The following is a 17,549-nucleotide window of genomic DNA, read 5'->3' as shown; positions in this document are numbered from 1 at the left end:
CCCGATTTGGTGAGTTTCCCGACGTCATTTGCGAGCTCCGTCATTCCGTCCCATATGGCGCGTTCTTCGACGTCGTGTTTCAGTGTGACCTGAACGCCAATGAAACGCCTCGTACCAATTGCCGATACATAGCTACCTCCAAGAATGTATCGAACGACTAGTAGCCTTCGGTGTGAAACATCACGGATCCACAGCCACTGTCTCGAAAATATCACGGAACCGGTCAGACCAGTTCGCTCGATCCTGAGTGAGGCCGGATGTGAATTTGGTTACTGAGTCGCTGAGAAGTGAGGTGCGACGTAGTCTACAATAAACTGGAGGAACGCCTTCGTTTCGAGATCACGAGGTTCGTAGATCTCGAAATATCCAGATTCGGTAATGTTGAGGTTGTACTCGGTTCCATCCAGCGACACTCGCATTCCGAGCTGGTTTTTCGCGCCGCTCGTCAGGTGGTTTGAGAACGCCGGGTCCGCTTGGAGCTCGGTCCCGTGGATCACCCCGTTCTCGGCGCCGGCGTCTCGATCGTAGAAGCCGACCTTCCAGAGCGATGGGTCAGAGAATTCCGAGAGAACGCCGTCGAGATCGATCTGAGCGCGTTCGGGAGTCACGCTGATCGCCCGTTGGAGTACGTCGTAGAAGAAGAGACCCGACGTATTTGCGACGACGACGACTTCGCCGGGAATCCCGGCAAATTCGGTGTGTCGTGTTACGACGTCCATCTCTTGATCAACGGAGATTTCGTCGAACTCGATGGCAGCGGACTCACGTGTAGCGAGGGTCTCCCGAGCAGCAACACCCTCGTTGATATCGATCCCGTCTGCTGTTCGAGCCACCCCCGTGATATCGATCTGGTCAGTGAGGTCCCGTCCATCTTCCTTCCGACTCCCGCGGTAGGGTTCAAATCTGGAGAAATCGTCCTCCAGCACACCAAGTACACCGGCTTTCATGCGATGAGGACTGTCTCGAGGCCGGTAATAAAACCTACCGGCTCAACTGAATTGCCAGACGGCGCTTGATCTCACTGGTCGACGGTTCGCTAGGTGGTATCGTTCGCGTTCGCATACAATCGGCGCTCTGAACGCTATCACCTGCGTCCCGCCGACGTCGACACTCGGTGAGACGTCCGATACCAGTTCGCTGGCCACGCCGCCAGTGGTCCGCACTGCGCGGATCAGCTGTCCGTTGTCGGGGCGCTCGCGGACCGTCTCACGAGTCGCCCCGACGGTCGTCTCGTGAAGCCGGTCGTCGTACGCGTCCTCGGAGTCGGCGAAGCGGACGCGCTGGGACTACTCCGCGGCCGTCGCGTCGGCGTCTCCGTCGCCTTCGTCGTCGCTCTCGCCGGATCGGAGTGCGGAGAGGAAACCGTTCGGATCGGAGCGGAGGTCGGCGATCGTCGCGCCGGCGAGCCCGCCGAGGGCCCCGCCGGTGCTCGCGGCGTTTCGGCTGATCAACCCGCCGATCGCAGCGCCGACGGCCGCGCCGATCGCGGCGCACTTCGCTCGGGACATCGCGTTCTTGATGCGCGCTTTCATACCTGTTACTTCTCTGCGAGCTTACAAAAATCTGTCGTCTGCTCGGGGACGGAAGTCGCGGGCGGTCGGCGGCGGGGCTCGACGGTGGTGCCGGCCACATCGGGCTCTCGTCGGCGAGACGGCTACGCCCGGTTCGTCGCTCGGTCCGCGAACGCTCACTGCAGCCGCTTCGTCGTCTCCACGAGCGGGTGGCGCGCGTAGTCGACGATCTCGATGTCGGTGATGGCGCGGAGCCCCTCCTTCTCGGCGGTCTTGGCCATTCCGAGGTCGATCGCGCGGGCCGGGACGATCACGTACGCGTCCATCGTCTCGATCCCCGCCTCGTGGGCGGCCATCACGCGGTGGTGACCGTCAGCGAGGTGGAGGGTGCCGTCGTTGTCGATGACGACGAGGGGCTCGGCGAGTCCGCGCTCGAGCTCGTACTTGCGCCCCTCAAGCTCGTCGGCGTACACCCGCGCCTGCGTCGGGATGAGATCGGTGAGCCGCACCTCGCGGCGCTCCTCGGTGAGTTCGACGCCGTGGATCTGTTCGAGCGTCCGCATCAGCTTGCCGACCTTGCTCGGCGTCGCGCGCTCGATCTGCGAGCGGACCACGTCGGTGTTCGAGATGATCCCCACGAGGTTGTCGGCGTCGTCGACGACGGGGAGTCGCTGAATTCCGGACCGCAGGATCACGCGGGCGGCGTCGGTCACCTTCATCGCGGGGTGCGCGACGATGAGGTCGTCGGACATCACGGTGAAGATGGGTGCCTCGTCGTCGGCGAGCAGCAGGTCGGCCGCCGAGACGAACCCCTCGACGGTCCGCCCCTGGGTGACGGGGAACCCGTTGTGCCCGTCGCTCTCGGCCATCCGTCGCGCGACCGCGCCGACCGTCTCGTCGGGGCTCACGGTCTCGACGTCGCGGGTCATGTACTCGCCGACGGTCGGTTTCCCGCTCATCGTCCGCCGTACGACCCGGCGGAACAAAAAGGGGGTGGGGCGCTCCCCGACGCGAGCGACCCGCTACGCTCGCTCGTGGACGGTGAACTCGACGGCGTTGACGACGTAGTGGGCGACGACGGGAGCGAGGAGGCTCCCCGTGGCGACGAACAGCCCCGCGAGCGCGAGGCCGAGCGCCCCGGCGGCGACGATCCCGAGCCGCCCCTGCGCACCGTGCCCGAGTCCGAAGGCGACCGAGGAGCCGACCGCGAGGAGCCACGGGTCGACCGCGAAGCCGGCCGCGAGCGCGCCGACCAGCGCGCCGCGGAACAGCGCCTCCTCGAAGACCGCGACGGTCGGCAGGGCGACGCCGAGCAGCAGGACCCAACTCGCCGGGGGTGCCGGGCGCCAACGCCGTGCGAAGGCGCTCCGAGGGTGCGAGGCCGACCCGCGCGCCGAGCCGCGCGGCCGCCTCATTGCCGGCGGCGAGCGCGACTCCGAAGACGACGCCGACCGCGGCGAGCCCGAGCGTCCCGAGAGAGCCGAACGCCGGCGCGCCGAGCGTCGGATGCGCGCCGCCGACGCCGAACGCCGACGCCGGCACCGCCGTCCACCACGCGACCGCGACGAGGACGGCGAGTCCGCCCGCCTGCGAGGCCGCGGCGTTGGCCAACAGGAGCCGCGTCGTGAGGACCGGGCGGTCGGCGGGCGCGTCGCCGCAGGTGTCGTCGCCCTCGGCCTCGAAACTGCGATCGGCGGCGACGTCGCTCCGCGAGTCGACGATCCGCGCCCGCTCCAGCAGGCGCTGCGAGCGGCGGGTGAGGAACAGAAGCAGCAGCGTCACGGCGACGGTCGCGAGCGCGAACGTCGCCCAGTCGGGCATCGGTCAGTGCGGGGACGCCGGTCCTACTGCGGGCTCGGGCTGGAGGGACCGGAGACGCTCCCCTCCTTCAGGGCCGAGCCGGTGATCGACTTGAGCCGGGAGACGAGCGAGTCCTTCTCGGCCTCGCCCTCCAGGGCGATGTCGAGCACCTCGCTGATGTGCGAGACCGGGATGATCTCGATCATCTCCTTGTACTCGTCTTCGATCATCACGTCCTGCTCGTTCGCCTGCGGGATGATGACCCGGGTGCAGCCGGCCTTCGCGGCCGCCTCGATCTTGTGGGTCACGCCGCCGACGGGGAGCACGTCGCCGCGCACCGACAGCGAGCCGGTCATCGCGAGGCTCTGGTCGACGCCGACGTCCTCCAGCGCGCTGATGACGGCGGTCGCGACCGTGATGGACGCGCTATCCCCGTCGACGCCCTGCTGGCCCGCCTGCACGAACTGGATGTGGATGTCCATCTCCGAGATGTTCTCGTCGGAGAACTTCTTGATGATCGCGGAGACGTTTGACACCGACTCCTGGGCCATCTCCTTCAGCTGGCCGGTGGCGATCACCTCGCCGGGCCCCTGCGAGGGCGCGACCTCGGCCATCACCGGGAGCATGATCCCGGAGTCCTCGCCCATCACGGCGAGCCCGTTGACGCGGCCGACGACGTAGCCGTCGGAGACCTGCAGCTCGTAGTCCTTCCGCCGCTCGATGAAGTCGTCCGCGAGCTGCTGTTCGATGGAGCGCGAGCGCCCCTTCGCGGACAGCACGTGTTCGCGGGTGGTGTGCTCCGCCTCCTCGCCGCGGGCGATGTCGCCGGCGACGCGGACGAGCCCGCCGAGGTTCCGGAACAGGAGGGTGAGGTGGCCCTTCCGGCCGGAGCGCCGCTTGGCCTCGAGGATGACCTCCTCGACCGCCTCGGCGGTGAACTCCGGCAGGCGGCCGTCCTTCGCGACCTCCTGGGCGATGAACCGGACGTACTTCCGGCGCATCTCCGGGGTGTCCTCGATCGTGTCCTCCATGTACACCTCGTAGCCGTACCCCTTGATCCGGCTCCGGAGCGCCGGGTGCATGTTCTCCATCGCGTCGAGGTTCCCGGCCGCGATCATGACGAAGTCCGTCGGGACGGGCTCGGTCTGGACCATCGCGCCCGAGGAGCGCTCGGACTGGCCCGTGATCGAGAACTCGCCCTCCTGGATCGCCGTCATGAGGTGCTGCTGGGAGCGGATGTCCAGCGTGTTGATCTCGTCGATGAACAGCACGCCCTTGTTCGCCTTGTGGATGGCGCCGGCCTCGACGCGGTCGTGGCTGGGTGTCTCCATCCCACCGGACTGGAACGGGTCGTGGCGGACGTCGCCGAGCAGCGCGCCGGCGTGCGCGCCGGTCGCGTCGCGGAACGGCGCGGTCTTCGTCTCGCCGTTGTTCACCAGCAGGTTCGGGATCATCGCGTCGGAGCCGCGGTTGAGGTAGCGGAAGACGAGGTAGACGACCCCGGCGGCGATGATGCCGACGAGGATCTGCCCGACGATGATGAGCGCGTAGCCCAACACGACGGCGATGATGATCCACATCAGCAACGACCGCATCTGGTTGCGCTTGCGCGCCTCCTCGCGGTGCGCGTCGACGATCTGCTGGCCCTTGCCGGCGGGCACCGTCCGGATCTTCGGCTTGTTGCCGTCATCCGGGTTGTGGTAGACCAGGACGTCCTGCAGCTCCTCTTTCGGGAGCAGCTCGGACATCGCCTTCGCTAACATCGACTTTCCGGTCCCGGGTGAGCCGATCATCATCACGTGACGGCGCTGTTTGGCCGCCTTGATGATCACGTCCCGGGCGTGCTCCTGACCGATCACCTGGTCGACGAGGCGGTCGGGGATCTCGAGCTCGGCGGTGGTGTCGATCTTGAGTCCGCCGAGGAGGTCGTCCTCGTCCGGGTCCTCGTCGATCTCCGCGCCCTCGACCTCGACGGAGCTGCCGAGCTCGTCGATGCTGCCGCCCTCGCTCCTTTCGGCGGCGTCTTCGCTCTCTTCGGAGGCACCCTCGGGGGTGACGCCGCCCTCTTCGTCGTACCCGGCTCCGGCGTCGTCCGGGCCGTCGTCGTCGACGACGATCCCGTCGTCCCAGACCTCGTTCGGGGCGTCGTCGGTCGACTCGCCGGTCTCGTCCGGCTCCTCGCCGTCCGCCGACTCGTCGGTCTCCTCGGCCGTATCGGCCTCGTCGGACTCACGGGCCCCGTCGTCGGGAGCGGCGTCGTCGGGAGCGTCCTCGCCGTTCCCCGCCGGATCCGCGAACCCCGATCCGGTCCGGTCCGGGCTCTCTGGGTCCTCGGAGGGCGGGTCGTTCGCGTCCTTTTCGTTGCTCATAGAATCGGGTGTCGCTAGCGAAAACGAAGGGTCGGCTACTGATATACTTTCTCCCCGCGGGCGATCCGCCGACATCCAACGAAACCCCACGGAGAGCGGCCAATGAGCCCGATATTGCGGTTCGAGACCTCCCGCGATCTTTATAAATGATGGTCGCCCAACGTGGATCCATGCGCGGGTTCTACATCGGGCGGTACCAGCCGTTTCACGACGGCCACCGGCACATGGTCGAGGAGATCGCCGAGGAGGTCGACGAGCTGGTCCTCGGGATCGGCTCCGCCGGCGACTCTCACACCACCCGAAACCCGTTCACCGCCGGTGAGCGCGTGATGATGGTGACGAAGGCCGTCGAGCACCTCGACGTCACCACCTACGTCGTCCCCATCGAGGACCTCGACCGCAACTCGGTGTGGGTGAGCCACGTCCAGAGCATGACGCCGCGGTTCGACGTGGCGTACTCGAACAACCCGCTCGTCGTCCGGCTGTTCGAGGAGGCGGGCGTCGAGGTTCGGGGCTCTCCCATGTTCCGCCGCGACGTACTGGAGGGCGCGGAGCTCCGCGAGCGAATAATCCACGGCCGCGACTGGGAGTCGCTCGTCCCGGAGGCCGTGAGCGACGTGATCGAAGAGGTCGACGGGGTCGAGCGCGTCCGCCGGATCGCCGAGACCGACGCGAACGGCGAGAACCCGGCGGACGCGTGAGAGCGCGATAGCGTGGTTCTGAAAAACGGGCACTGTTGAAAACGGGTACTGTCGGAGCACTCGGCGTCGTGGACGGGGAATCGCCCCACGCGGGCCGGTTTGAAACGGCCGACGCGCCTCGGACTCGCCCCGTGACCGCTCGATATCCGCGAACGGTCTGCATCGGTTCCGAAACGGGGTCGGCTCAGACGAGGTAACCCAGCTCTTGCAGGTGCGCTCCGGTATCGATGCCGGGTTCCACTCCGGGGGGTTCGAGCGTGGGTTCGAAGGTCTCCTCGTCGGTCGCCGTGGTCTTCGCCCAGGGGACGCGCCGGACCTCCGGCACCGGGACGGCGTAACGGTGCATGTACATCCCCCACTCGCCGTAGGCGTTGCCGTGATCGGCGGAGAGGACGACCCGGTCCGCGTCGAGGTTCTCCAGCAGGATCGCAACCTCGTCGAGCACCCACCGGAGGTTGTCGAGATACGCCTCCCACACCCGTTCGTATTCGCCCCCGTCTTTCAGGTACCCGAAGGGCTCGCCCTCCCAGGGGTACAGCTCCGTTCGGCCTTCTTCGATCGCCCTGGCGGTGAAGGGGTGGTGCGGTTGCTCGTAGTGGACGACGAGCCGATCGGGATCGACCGACCGACCGACGCTGATCGCCCGTTCGGTGACCGGGCGGGGGAGACACTGTCCCACCGGTGCCGGCTCGGCGTACTTCCACGGCTGATCGACGTGATCGAAGTCGTTGAGGTGGAGGGTGTCCCAATCGGTGTACGATATCCCGCGGCCGTCTTCGGGGAACTCGCGGTCTCCGAGCACGCGTTGGGCGAACGCGTTGGCCGTCACGAGCGCTGTTCGCTCGACCTCTTCGCGGTAGCGTTCGGTGAACGTCTGGGCGATCCACTCGGCGGAGGCGGAACCCACGGACCAGATCGCGTCGACGTCGCGGATGAAGTCGTACTCCGGGGCGACCTCACGGAGGGCGTCGACGCGGCAGGTGTCGAGAACGATCAGCGCGTCCCACTCGCGCTCGTAGACGTTCGTCCCGACCGGGAACCGTGAGAGTAGGGACATCGCCACGCCCACGTACTGATAGTATACCCACCTGAGGAGCGATGGCATGACATGCTGAAAGCGCCACTCGTAAAATGTAAATATCCTATTATTTTTTGTAAACCTATCCTACCCACAGCGATTCACAAGTAGGACGCTGCACAGGCGGGGAGCGTCGACGCCGCGTTCCACCCGGAACCCGTCGCCCGTCCCTTTTAAGAGCGAGCCGCACCGCGGATCGCCCGTGATCACGCTCACGTCCGACTTCGGCTCGCCGTACCCGGCCGCGATGAAGGGAGTGATCCGGCGTCGCACCGACGCCGAGATGATCGACGTCGCTCACGACCTCCCGCGCGGGGACCCGCGAGCGGCCGCCTTCTGGCTGCGGTTCGTCCTCCCGGAGTTCCCGCCCGCCGTCCACTGCGCGGTCGTCGACCCCGGCGTCGGCACCGACCGCGACGCCCTCGTCGTCCGCGCCGGCGCCCACGTCCTCGTCGCGCCCGACAACGGGCTGGCGATGCCTCCCGCCCGCGCGCTCGCCGACGGGGCGGCGGAGCGGTCGGCGGCGGGAGACGACGCCCCCGACGTGGAGGCGTTCGTCGTCGACGTCGACGACCCCGCGAGCCAGACGTTCCACGGCCGGGACGTGTTCGCGCCGGTCGCCGCGCGGGTCCGGACGACGCTCGACGACGCGTCGGCGGGGGCGGATCCCGAGGCCCTCTCGGCCGCGCTCGCGTCGATGGACGAGCTCTCGCCCGCCGCGGACCCCGTCGACATCGCCTTCCCGGAGCCGACCGTCGAGCGCGACGACGGCGAGGCCGTCGCCGTCGACGGCGAGGTGCTCGTGATCGACCGGTTCGGCAACGTCGTCACGAACGTACCCGGCGAGCTGGTCCGCGGGCGCGACTGGATCCGGGTGAACGGAGAGCTCACGCCCGTCGCGGAGACGTTCGGGGCGGTCGGTCCCGGCGAGCGGCTGGTCACCGTCGGGAGCCACGGCTACGTCGAGTGCGACGTGAACGACGGGCGCGGCGACGGGGCGTTCGACCTACGCCCCGGCGACGACGTGCGGCTCGTCGCCGACAACGTGAGCCTGTGAGACGGTAGTGGAGCGGGAAGGTACAGAACGGTACGCGGAACGCGAAGACGACGCCGGGGAGAGACGGGGAGTTTCGGCCGCGGGTCAGCTCACAGCTCGACGCCGGAGGGGATCAGGCTCTCGTTCCGCAGGAGGTTCCCCTCGTGGTCGTACACGAGGAAGGTGTTCTTGTCGTAGGCGACGAGTCGATCGCCGTCGACGTCGATCTCGACCCGGTAGTGGGCGTCCTCGTCGCCCGCCGAGTCGCGCGCGGCGTGGATGAACGGGAGCACGTCGGTGGCCGTCTCGTTGAGTTCCAGGATGAAGTCGCCGGTGAACCGGTTCGTCACGCCGACCACGCCCTCGGGGTCGTCGGCGTCCGACAGCGACTCTCGAAGCCGGAACGCCACGTCGATCTCGGCGGCGTCGAGTAAGTCGCCGTCCGCGTCCGAGAGACGGTCGCGCAACAGCCCCTCCGGACCGTGGAAGTCGATCCGGACCATGGGCGTCGCCCGGGCGTCGGCGCCGTCACCGACGCCCTCGACGGTCAGTTCGAAGTAGTCACGCCGCATTTCCTACTCGACTCTTCGCGGCCGGCGCCTATCAACGTAACGGGCGGACTCCCCGAGATCGCCCGCGTCTGACGCGCCGGACCAGTCTCACGCGTCCGTCCGGCGCGGTCTCGCGGCTGATACTCGCCCGGTGAGTTTTAAAGCACCACGCCGCATACGCGTCCGTAACGACGATGGCGAGTGACGCACGCGGAGGCGACGTGGAGGATCACATCGCGGCGCTTCGGCGGCGGCTCTCGCGAACGTGGGAGGTGCTACGGGGGTCGGAGATCGACGTCCGCCCCTTCCGGCCGGCCGAGGACGGCCCCCTGGCGTCCTTCGACGTCCCGGACGGCGAGCGCGAGATCGACCGCTACTGGGTGAACGCCCCGTACGCCTACGTCGTGATCACCTACGACGACGCGGAGAGCGAACACCGGTACTACGCGGTCGAGCCGGACCTCGACGGCTTCGAGCGCGACCTCCTCGACCGCGTCGTCGACGACATCCGCGACCCCCTGCTGTACCGCGAGGGGACCGGAAAGACGGACGAGGAGACGCTCCGCACCGAGCTGGAGGGGTTACTGGAGGGGTACGGCGTCGACGCCGGAATGCGGACGTTCCACGCGATCGCGTACTACCTCTACCGCGACTTCCGCGGGTACGGGAAGGTCGACCCGCTGCTGAACGACCATCACATCGAGGACGTCTCGTGTGACGGCTACGACCTCCCCATCTTCGTGTACCACGACGAGCACACGGACGTCGAGACGAACGTCTCGTTCGGCGAGCGCGAGCTCGACAGCTACGTCATTCGGCTCGCCCAGCAGTCCGGGCGCCACGTCTCCGTCGGCGACCCGATCGTGGAGACGACGCTGCAGGACGGCTCCCGCGCCGAGCTCGCGCTCGGCGAGGAGGTGACCCCCCGCGGCTCCGCGTTCACGATCCGCCAGTACGCCGAGGACCCGTTCACGCCGATCGACCTGGTGGAGTACGGCACGTTCTCGGTCGAGCAGATGGCGTACTTCTGGCTCTGTATCGAGCACAACAAGAGCCTCATCTTCGCGGGCGGCACCGCCTCGGGGAAGACCACCTCGATGAACGCGGTGTCGATGTTCATCCCGCCGCGCGCGAAGGTGCTCACCATCGAGGACACCCGCGAGCTCTCCCTCTACCACGACAACTGGCTCTCGTCGGTCACCCGCGAGCGGCGCTACGAGGGGACCGACATCGACATGTACGACCTGCTCCGCTCGGCGCTGCGTCACCGACCGGAGTACATCGTCGTCGGCGAGGTGCGCGGCGACGAGGCGATCACGCTGTTCCAGGCGATGAACACGGGCCACACCACGTTCTCGACAATGCACGCCGACTCGATCGAGACGGTGATCAACCGGCTGGAGAACGAGCCGATCAACGTGCCGCGCGCGATGGTGCAGTCGCTGGACATGCTCTCGATCCAGACGCTGACCCGCTCCGGCGACCAGCGCGTCCGGCGCGCGAAGACGATCGGCGAGATCGGGGGGATCGACCAGCGCACCGGCGAGCTCGACTACTCCTCCGCGTTCGAGTGGGACGCCGAGACCGACGAGTTCCGCCGCGACGACTCCTCGCTCATGGCCGAGATCGCCGACGAGCGCGGCTGGTCCCGCGCCGAACTGCTCCGAGAGATCCGACGCCGCGAACGGTTCCTGGAGGCGCTCCGAGAGCTCGGCGTCACGGACTACCGGACGTTCACCGCCCTCGTCAACGAGTACTACGCGGCCCCCGACCGCGTGATGGACCGGCTCGAAGAGCGGGTCGACGGGGGCGGAGCCGACTCGCGATGATCGCGTACGTCCCCCTCGTCCTCGCCGTCGGGCTGTGTCTGGCGCTGCTGACGCCGGCGCTGGACCGGCGGGCCGACCTGTTCGTCACTCGGCTCGCGCTGTCGGTCTTCGGCGACTACGTCGGCGAGGACGGGAGCCGGCGGCGGCGCCAGCGCGACCTGCTGCACGCCGCTCACGTCACCGGGACTCACCGGGCGTACGCCGCCCGGACGCTGCTGTACGCGGCCGTCCTCGGCGTCGCGGGGAGCGTCGTCGGCGTGTACGCCGCCGCGGCGCTGCTCGCGGCACTCGACGTCGGCGAGGCGGCGATCCGCGAGGCGCTGCCCGCGTCTCTCGCGTTCCTCGCTGGCGTCGCCCGGCTCTCGACGCTCGATCTCCCGCAGCTGTTCCTGCTTTTGGCCTTCGCCTCGGCGACCCTCGGGTCCGCGCTCGGGGTCGGCGCGTACTACGGGCGGTGGGAGCTGCTCCGTCAGCGCGCGCACGCGAGGGCGGCCGAGATCGACGCCACCCTCCCGCGGACGGTCGCGTTCGTGTACGCGCTCTCGCGGTCGGGGATGGCGTTCCCGCGCGTGATGGACACGCTCGCGGAGAACGAGGGAGTCTACGGCGAGGCGGCCACGGAGCTGTCGGTCGCCGTGCGCGACATGAACGCCTTCGGAACGGACGCGCTGACGGCGCTCCAGCGGACGGCGCGCCGGACGCCGAGCGACGACCTCGCCGACTTCTCGGAGAACCTCGCCTCGGTGCTCGGCACCGGCCAGTCGATCTCGGCGTTCCTCTCCGACCAGTACGAGCTGTACCAGGAGGCGGCCGAGTCGAAACAGGAGCGCTACCTCGAGCTGCTCTCGACGTTCGCGGAGGCGTACGTCACGGCCTTGGTCGCCGGACCGCTGTTTTTCATCACGATCCTCGTCGTCATCGGACTCGTCTTGGAGGACACGCTCCCGCTGCTGCGCGTCGTCGTCTACCTCGGCATCCCGCTCGGAACGTTCGGATTCGTCGTCTACGTCGACAGCGTGACGCAGGGAATCGGGGGGGCGGAGACCGTCGGGCTGTCGGAGGGCGCCGCCAGCGACGCGCGCGAGGCAGGAACGCGACACGTGGCGAGCACCGGGGTGCGGTCCGACGGCGGCGTCGCGGTCGGCGCGGACGGCGCGGAGGGCGGCGGGAGAACCGGGAGCGACGCGAGAAGCGTGAGCGACCGGGACCCCTGGGCCGCGAGCCGGGAGCGACTCCGTGCCTACGACCGGGTCCGACGGCTGCGTCGGTGGGCGACGTCGCCGGTCGAGAGCGTGCTCGCTGCGCCTCGGTCCACGTTCGTCGTGACCGTCCCGCTCGCGGTCCTCGGGCTGCTCGCCTTCGCCTTCCCGGTCACGCGGGGAGCGCCGACGGAGATGGTCGCGCAGGTGGAGACCCCCGTCGTCGCGGCGGCGGCGCTCGTCCTCGCGGCGTACGCGGTCGTCTACGAGGCCGGGAAGCGACGGATCCGCCGGATCGAGGCGTCGGTCCCGGACCTCCTCGACCGGCTCGCGAGCGTCAACGAGGCCGGCACGTCCGTCGTCGGGAGCGTCCGACGGGTCGCCGACTCGAACCTGGAGGCGCTGACGGCCGACCTGGAGCGCACCAGACGCGACATCGACTGGGGGGCCGACGTGAGCACCGCGCTCCGACGGCTGGAGCGGCGGGTCCGGTCGCCGATGACCTCGCGCGCGGTCGCGTTAACGACGAACGCGATCCACGCGAGCGGCGACGTCGGTCCCGTGCTCCGCATCGCGGCCGACGAGGCGCGCGCGACGTGGTCGCTCCGCCGGGAGCGCCGACAGGTGATGGTGACGTACCTCATCGTGATCTACATCTCCTTCCTGGTGTTCCTCGGGATCATCGCCTCGCTGTCCGTCTCGTTCATCCCGGCGATCGAGCAGGCGGCGATCCCGAGCGCCGGCGGCGCCGAAGACCTCCCGGGCGGTCCCACCGGAATCACCGGCGGCCTCGGCGACGTCGACGCGTCCGCCTACGAGCAGCTGTTCTTCCACGCCGCGGCGGTGCAGGCGCTCTGTTCCGGCCTCGTCGCCGGTCAGCTCGGCGAGGGGTCGGTCAACGACGGCGCGAAACACGCGGTCGTCCTCCTGGTCTTGACGCTCGTCGCCTTCGTCGTCATCGACCTGGTCTGACCCGTCGCACGGGTCGAGGGGCCGTCCCGCCGCGGCGCCTGCGACCGAGCACCGGAGCTATGTCGCTCGACGCCGACCGTCCGGCATGGACCCGCAGTCGACGTACGACCGCATCGCCGCGCACTTCGCGAAGACGCGGGAGTACGCCTGGCCGGAGGTCGAGTCGTTCCTCGCGGGCCGCTCCGCGGCGCGCGCGCTCGACGTCGGCTGCGGCAACGGACGGCACGCGGAGCTGCTCGCGGAGCGCGCCGAGGCGGTCGTCGGGGTCGACCTGAGCCGAGAGCTCCTGCGTGAGGCGGCCGCGCGAGCCCGCGAGCGCGGCTTCGCCAAGACGCTCGACCTCGTTCACGGCGACGCCGCCTCCCTCCCGATCGCCGACGACGCGGTCGGGCTCGCGACGTACGTCGCCGCGCTCCACCACCTCTCGCCGCGCGACGCGCGGCTCCGGAGCCTGAACGAACTCGCGCGGGTCCTCGCACCGGGCGGGACCGCGCTCGTGAGCGCGTGGAGCACTGCCCACGATCGGTTCGACCGGGAGGAGGGGTTCGACACGACGGTCGACTGGACGCTGCCCGGCGGCGAGACCGTCCCCCGGTACTACCACGTCTACTCGTCCGAGGAGTTCGAAGCCGACCTCGCCGCGAGCGCTCTCGATCCGGTCGACGTCGAGGTCTCCAGCGGGAACTGCTACGCGGTCGTCACCGTCGCTGACGAGTGAGCGGCGACTCGATCGACAGAGCGGCACGGAACAAAACGGTCGAACGTCGCGCAGAAAGCGGTCGCGCGCCACCGCAGCGCTATCGCGGCGGTTCGGCCACGGGTCGCGGCGGCTCGGTCGCGGGGCGGTTCAGTCGGCCGGGAGCTCGTGGCCCGCTCTCGCGTCCTCCGCGAGCGGGGTCACGATCTTGTAGAGCGCGTACAGCCCGAGCACCGCGATCCCGGCGAGCACGACGCCCGTGCGGAGCTCCGCCGAGAACAGCGGGCTCGCCACGACGTCGCCGGCGTCGTTGGTGATCGGAACCGGGCCGTACGGCTCCCCGGCCAGGATCTCGATGATCCCCATGCCGACGATCCCGAGCAGCATCAGTCCCGCGCTCAGCGCCATCGCCATCCTGTCGATGATGTCAGTCATTTTGTGTCACCTCTCAACCGAGCAGGTACCGGAGCTTCGGGTTCCGTTCGACGACGTCGAGCTTCTCGATGACCGCGTCGAGGCCGTAGTACCGGCCGGCCGCGAGCACGATCATCGTCATGAACAGCAGCAGCCCCATGAGGTCGCTGTTCACGAGCCCGTTGTCGAACCCGGCGTTGCCGACCCAGAACAGGACCATGAAGATGACCCCGCCGAACGCGGCGAACCGGGTGAACGCGCCGACCATCAGCGCCAGCCCGATCAGCGTCTCGAACAGGGGCACGCCCGGCTCGATGAGCCACGCGAGGTTGTTCCCCATCCAGACGGGGATGCCGCCGAGGGCCGTTCCGGTCATGTCCTGCATGTAGGTCGGCCCGTAGGTGTACGCGAGGCCGTCCTCGATGAGCTTCGTGATTCCGGCATGGAAGAACCACCAGCCGGTGACCACCCGCAGGAAGGCGATCCAGTACGCCGCCCACGGGCCGTCGAGCGCGAACTCGACCTCGTCGACCAGGGGATTCCCCGATTGGTATGACATTGTCGTCACCTCACATGTGCACGTTGGATGCGACGACACATATGTATCTAATCGGGTTCTAAGCCGCTGAAAAGCGTTCCAAGCGATCGGGAACGACCCGCGATATTGTGGACTTTTAAGTGAGTGGGGAGCCGACGGAGGCGCGCGCCGTCGGAAACACGGAACGTTTATTGGATCCGTTCGGCGTAGGATTACACGCGTCTCCGACGGACGCGTCCGCGCGCCGGTGGTCTAGTGGTAGGACCTGAGCCTTCCAAGCTCATGGCCCGGGTTCAAATCCCGGCCGGCGCACTCCCTTCGGTCGTGCGCCGCCCGGACCCTCGCTCGCAAGCTCGCGAGGGTCCCGGCCGGCGCATCCTCCCACACACGACGAACGAGGAGCGACAGCGACGAGTGAGTCGTGCGGGAGGATACGCCGAGGATTTGAACCCTGGAAGTCGCAGCCCGCGCAGCGAGCGAAGCGAGCGAGCAGGACCGTCTTCCTCTGGTTCAAATCCCGGCCGGCGCACTCCCTTCGGTCGTGCGCCGCCCGTACCCTCGCTCGCAAGCTCGCGAGGGTCCCGGCCGACGATTTCCTCGCGTCGCTCGGAAATACTGAGAAGGAGAACTCACAGGCTCGCGCCGCCGTCGACCCACACCGTCTCGCCGGTCACGTAGCTCGCGCCCTCGGAGGCGAGGTAGAGGTACGCGTCGCGCAGGTCGCCGGGCGCGCCGGCCCGAGACGGGAGTCCGCCGGACTCCTCGATAGCGCCTCTCGCCTCGTCGGCCCACCCCTCGCGGATCTCGGTGGCGATCGGCCCCGGAGCGACCGCGTTCACCCTGATCCCGTGCCGGTCGAGTTCGAGCGCCGCGCTTCGCGTGAGCATCTGGACGCCTCCCTTCGTCGTCGCGTAGTGCGAGTGGTTCCGCTCCGCGCGCTCGGCCGTCGTAGACGACGTGTTCACGATCGCCCCCTCGACGCCGCGGTCGATCATGTCCCTGGCGGCCAGCTGCGTGCCGAAGAACGCGCCGCGGAGGTTGACGCCGTGGACGAACTCGAAGTCCTCGGGGGAGACGTCGAGGAACTCGAGGCTTCGGTGGACGCCGGCGTTGTTCACCATCACGTCGACCCCGCCGAACTCGCGGGCCGCCTCGATCACCGACTCGATCTGGCTCGGCTCGGAGACGTCGGTCTCGACGTACGCGGCGGTCCCGCCGCGCTCCTCGATGGCCTCGTGCGTGGGCGTCTCGGCGTCGACGTCCTTCGGCGCCGCCCGGACGTCGGCGTTGATCACGGTCGCCCCCGCGTCGCCGAATCCGGTCGCGACCGCGCGGCCGATGCCGCTCGACCCGCCCGTGACCACGACCGTCTCGCCGGAGAAGTCCGCGTCGATGGTGCCCATACGGACGGTCGGGCGCAGCGGATCAAAAAAGGTCGGTCTCGCGGTCCCCGATCGGACGTCGGACCGGACCACGAGCCTCCGGACGCGCGATCGAGGCGCCTCAGTCGTCGTCCGCCGCGGACGCCTCGGGTTCGGTCCCGCGGTTCGGATCCTCACGCGGGCCGCCGGCGTGTCCCTCGTGCGCGACCGCGGTCGCCAGCAGTTCCGGCGAGATCGCGGGCGCCTCGTCGGGATCGACCGGCCCGTCCCGGGCGATCGCCTCCTTCGAGCGCGGGAACTCGCGGATCTCCTTGTGGATCGCGAGCGCGGTCTTCGCGCCCTGTCCCATCGCGACGGGCACCTGGTTGTGCCCCGGCGTCACGTCGCCGACCGCGAACACGCCGTCGACGCTGGTGCGTCCGTGGTCGTCGACGTCGACCTCGCCGCTCTCGGTCAGGTCGCAGCCGAGCCCCTCCGCGAGCGCCGTGTTGTAGTCGGAGCCGTACATCGGGAAGCCGCCGCGGTACTCGCGTCGCGTCCCGTCCTCGAACTCCAGCGCTTCGAGCCAGCCGGAGTCGGGGTCGTTCTCGACGCCGGTGACGTCCTCGTGGACCACGTCGACCGGGTGCGCCTCCAACTGGGCGGCGGTCTCCTCGCTCCACGTCGGCTCCGCGCCGCGCGTGAGGAGGTCCACGTCGCCGGTCACGTTCAGCATGATCATCGCGACGTGAGCGGCCGCCTCGCCGTGGCCCATCACGTACACCGGCTCGTCGACGAACATGTACGCGTCACAGTGCAGACAGTAGTGGAGACCCCGTCCCGTCCGCGGCAGCGGCGGATCCGGACGCTCGTCGGAGAAGCCGGTCGCCAGCACGACGCGGTCCGCGAGGATCTCGGCGTCGTTCGTCGTCAGCCGGAAGCGGCCGTCCTCGGTCTCGGTCACGTCGGTGACGAAGCCGCGCTCGAAGGTCCCGCCGTACGACTGCACCTGCTCCAGTCCGGTCTGGAGGAACTCGTTGCCGGAGACGTCCTCGGGGACGCCGATCACGTTGTGCGTGTCCGCCATCATCGCCGCGCGGCCGCCGCCGCGGTCGATCAGCACCGTCTCGTGGCCCAGTCGGGCCCCGTACAGCGCGGTCGTCAGCCCGGCCGGCCCGCCGCCGATCACCGCGATCTCGTACTCGTCGTCTGCCGAACTCATTGTCGGTCGTACGCGACGCGACGGTTTAAATGGACACGTGGTGTGCGCGGTCCGCGGCAGTCCGGCGGCGGTCGGGCGCCCCGAGCCGTTCCGGTCGAGTCGTTCGGTTTCGGGCGCGCCCCGGAAGCTTATTATCGTCCGTCGCGTCCCGTGCGGCAGTGTCAGCCCGACTCGTCGCCGCGCTCGCTCTCCGCGTCGTCGGGGCCGTGGCCGACATGGCAACCACGTACGTCGCCATCGCGGGCGGACAGTACGTCGAGGGGTCCCCGGT

16 protein-coding genes and 1 tRNA gene are annotated in these 17,549 nt (G+C 68.8%); 6 read left to right on the top strand and 11 right to left on the bottom strand.

Annotated features, from left to right (window positions below):
• Positions 1-269: 269 nt before the first annotated feature.
• The 5 genes from U4E84_RS10435 to lonB form a co-directional block, all read right to left on the bottom strand.
• Complete coding sequence (locus tag U4E84_RS10435) at positions 270-926, bottom strand: hypothetical protein (protein ID WP_322532030.1); 657 nt, start codon at positions 924-926, stop codon at positions 270-272.
• Positions 927-1,286: 360 nt separating this feature from the next.
• Entirely contained in the window at positions 1,287-1,532 is a 246-nt protein-coding gene (locus tag U4E84_RS10430) for a hypothetical protein (protein ID WP_322532029.1), read from the bottom strand.
• Between the two features lie 155 nt (positions 1,533-1,687).
• The gene (locus U4E84_RS10425) at positions 1,688-2,470 is read right to left on the bottom strand and encodes a CBS domain-containing protein (RefSeq protein WP_322532028.1); all 783 of its coding nucleotides are present in this window, start codon (positions 2,468-2,470) and stop codon (positions 1,688-1,690) included.
• Positions 2,471-2,533: 63 nt separating this feature from the next.
• Positions 2,534-2,926 carry a CPBP family intramembrane glutamic endopeptidase gene (locus tag U4E84_RS10420; protein ID WP_322532027.1) on the bottom strand — a complete coding sequence of 131 codons (393 nt, stop codon included), beginning with the start codon at positions 2,924-2,926 and terminating at the stop codon, positions 2,534-2,536.
• A 429-nt stretch (positions 2,927-3,355) separates the two neighbouring features.
• On the bottom strand, positions 3,356-5,680 hold the full coding sequence (lonB, locus tag U4E84_RS10415; RefSeq protein WP_322532026.1) for an ATP-dependent protease LonB: 2,325 nt from the start codon (positions 5,678-5,680) through the stop codon (positions 3,356-3,358).
• A gap of 170 nt (positions 5,681-5,850) precedes the next feature.
• On the opposite strand from lonB, the gene U4E84_RS10410 reads away from it, so the two are divergent.
• A complete protein-coding gene (locus tag U4E84_RS10410; RefSeq protein ID WP_322532025.1) occupies positions 5,851-6,381 on the top strand; it encodes a nicotinamide-nucleotide adenylyltransferase in 531 nt (176 codons plus the stop codon).
• Positions 6,382-6,565: 184 nt separating this feature from the next.
• Here U4E84_RS10410 and U4E84_RS10405 read toward each other — a convergent pair whose 3' ends face one another.
• Entirely contained in the window at positions 6,566-7,438 is an 873-nt protein-coding gene (locus tag U4E84_RS10405; protein ID WP_322532024.1) for a hypothetical protein, read from the bottom strand.
• A 223-nt stretch (positions 7,439-7,661) separates the two neighbouring features.
• Here U4E84_RS10405 and U4E84_RS10400 point away from each other — a divergent pair, with 223 nt between their 5' ends.
• Complete coding sequence (locus tag U4E84_RS10400; RefSeq protein WP_322532023.1) at positions 7,662-8,516, top strand: SAM-dependent chlorinase/fluorinase; 855 nt, start codon at positions 7,662-7,664, stop codon at positions 8,514-8,516.
• A gap of 89 nt (positions 8,517-8,605) precedes the next feature.
• Here U4E84_RS10400 and U4E84_RS10395 read toward each other — a convergent pair whose 3' ends face one another.
• Positions 8,606-9,067 carry a DUF5793 family protein gene (locus U4E84_RS10395; protein ID WP_322532022.1) on the bottom strand — a complete coding sequence of 154 codons (462 nt, stop codon included), beginning with the start codon at positions 9,065-9,067 and terminating at the stop codon, positions 8,606-8,608.
• A 173-nt stretch (positions 9,068-9,240) separates the two neighbouring features.
• Between U4E84_RS10395 and U4E84_RS10390 the strand changes: the two genes are divergently transcribed.
• The 3 genes from U4E84_RS10390 to U4E84_RS10380 all read left to right on the top strand — a co-directional run bounded on the left by U4E84_RS10390 (position 9,241) and on the right by U4E84_RS10380 (position 13,764).
• Entirely contained in the window at positions 9,241-10,875 is a 1,635-nt protein-coding gene (locus U4E84_RS10390; RefSeq protein ID WP_322532021.1) for a type II/IV secretion system ATPase subunit, read from the top strand.
• Entirely contained in the window at positions 10,872-13,046 is a 2,175-nt protein-coding gene (locus tag U4E84_RS10385; protein ID WP_322532020.1) for a type II secretion system F family protein, read from the top strand. Before U4E84_RS10390 ends, U4E84_RS10385 begins: the two co-directional genes overlap by 4 nt.
• 85 nt (positions 13,047-13,131) lie before the next feature.
• Entirely contained in the window at positions 13,132-13,764 is a 633-nt protein-coding gene (locus U4E84_RS10380) for a class I SAM-dependent methyltransferase (RefSeq protein ID WP_322532019.1), read from the top strand.
• A gap of 129 nt (positions 13,765-13,893) precedes the next feature.
• Here U4E84_RS10380 and U4E84_RS10375 read toward each other — a convergent pair whose 3' ends face one another.
• Together U4E84_RS10375 and U4E84_RS10370 are read right to left on the bottom strand one after the other, a co-directional pair.
• Positions 13,894-14,178, bottom strand: coding sequence for a hypothetical protein (locus U4E84_RS10375; RefSeq protein WP_322532018.1), 285 nt, complete (start codon positions 14,176-14,178; stop codon positions 13,894-13,896).
• A 13-nt stretch (positions 14,179-14,191) separates the two neighbouring features.
• On the bottom strand, positions 14,192-14,716 hold the full coding sequence (locus tag U4E84_RS10370) for a DoxX family protein (RefSeq protein WP_322532017.1): 525 nt from the start codon (positions 14,714-14,716) through the stop codon (positions 14,192-14,194).
• Between the two features lie 220 nt (positions 14,717-14,936).
• Here U4E84_RS10370 and U4E84_RS10365 point away from each other — a divergent pair.
• Positions 14,937-15,007: transfer RNA gene (locus U4E84_RS10365), tRNA-Gly, on the top strand.
• A 317-nt stretch (positions 15,008-15,324) separates the two neighbouring features.
• Here U4E84_RS10365 and U4E84_RS10360 read toward each other — a convergent pair.
• The gene (locus U4E84_RS10360) at positions 15,325-16,098 is read right to left on the bottom strand and encodes an SDR family NAD(P)-dependent oxidoreductase (protein ID WP_322532016.1); all 774 of its coding nucleotides are present in this window, start codon (positions 16,096-16,098) and stop codon (positions 15,325-15,327) included.
• A 100-nt stretch (positions 16,099-16,198) separates the two neighbouring features.
• Entirely contained in the window at positions 16,199-17,278 is a 1,080-nt protein-coding gene (locus tag U4E84_RS10355; RefSeq protein WP_322532015.1) for an NAD(P)/FAD-dependent oxidoreductase, read from the bottom strand.
• Positions 17,279-17,549: the final 271 nt, after the last annotated feature.

Origin of the sequence: Halorubrum sp. AD140 (assembly GCF_034497445.1) — an archaeon.
Taxonomy (GTDB): domain Archaea; phylum Halobacteriota; class Halobacteria; order Halobacteriales; family Haloferacaceae; genus Halorubrum.
This window is presented reverse-complemented; position numbering and strand designations above follow the sequence as displayed.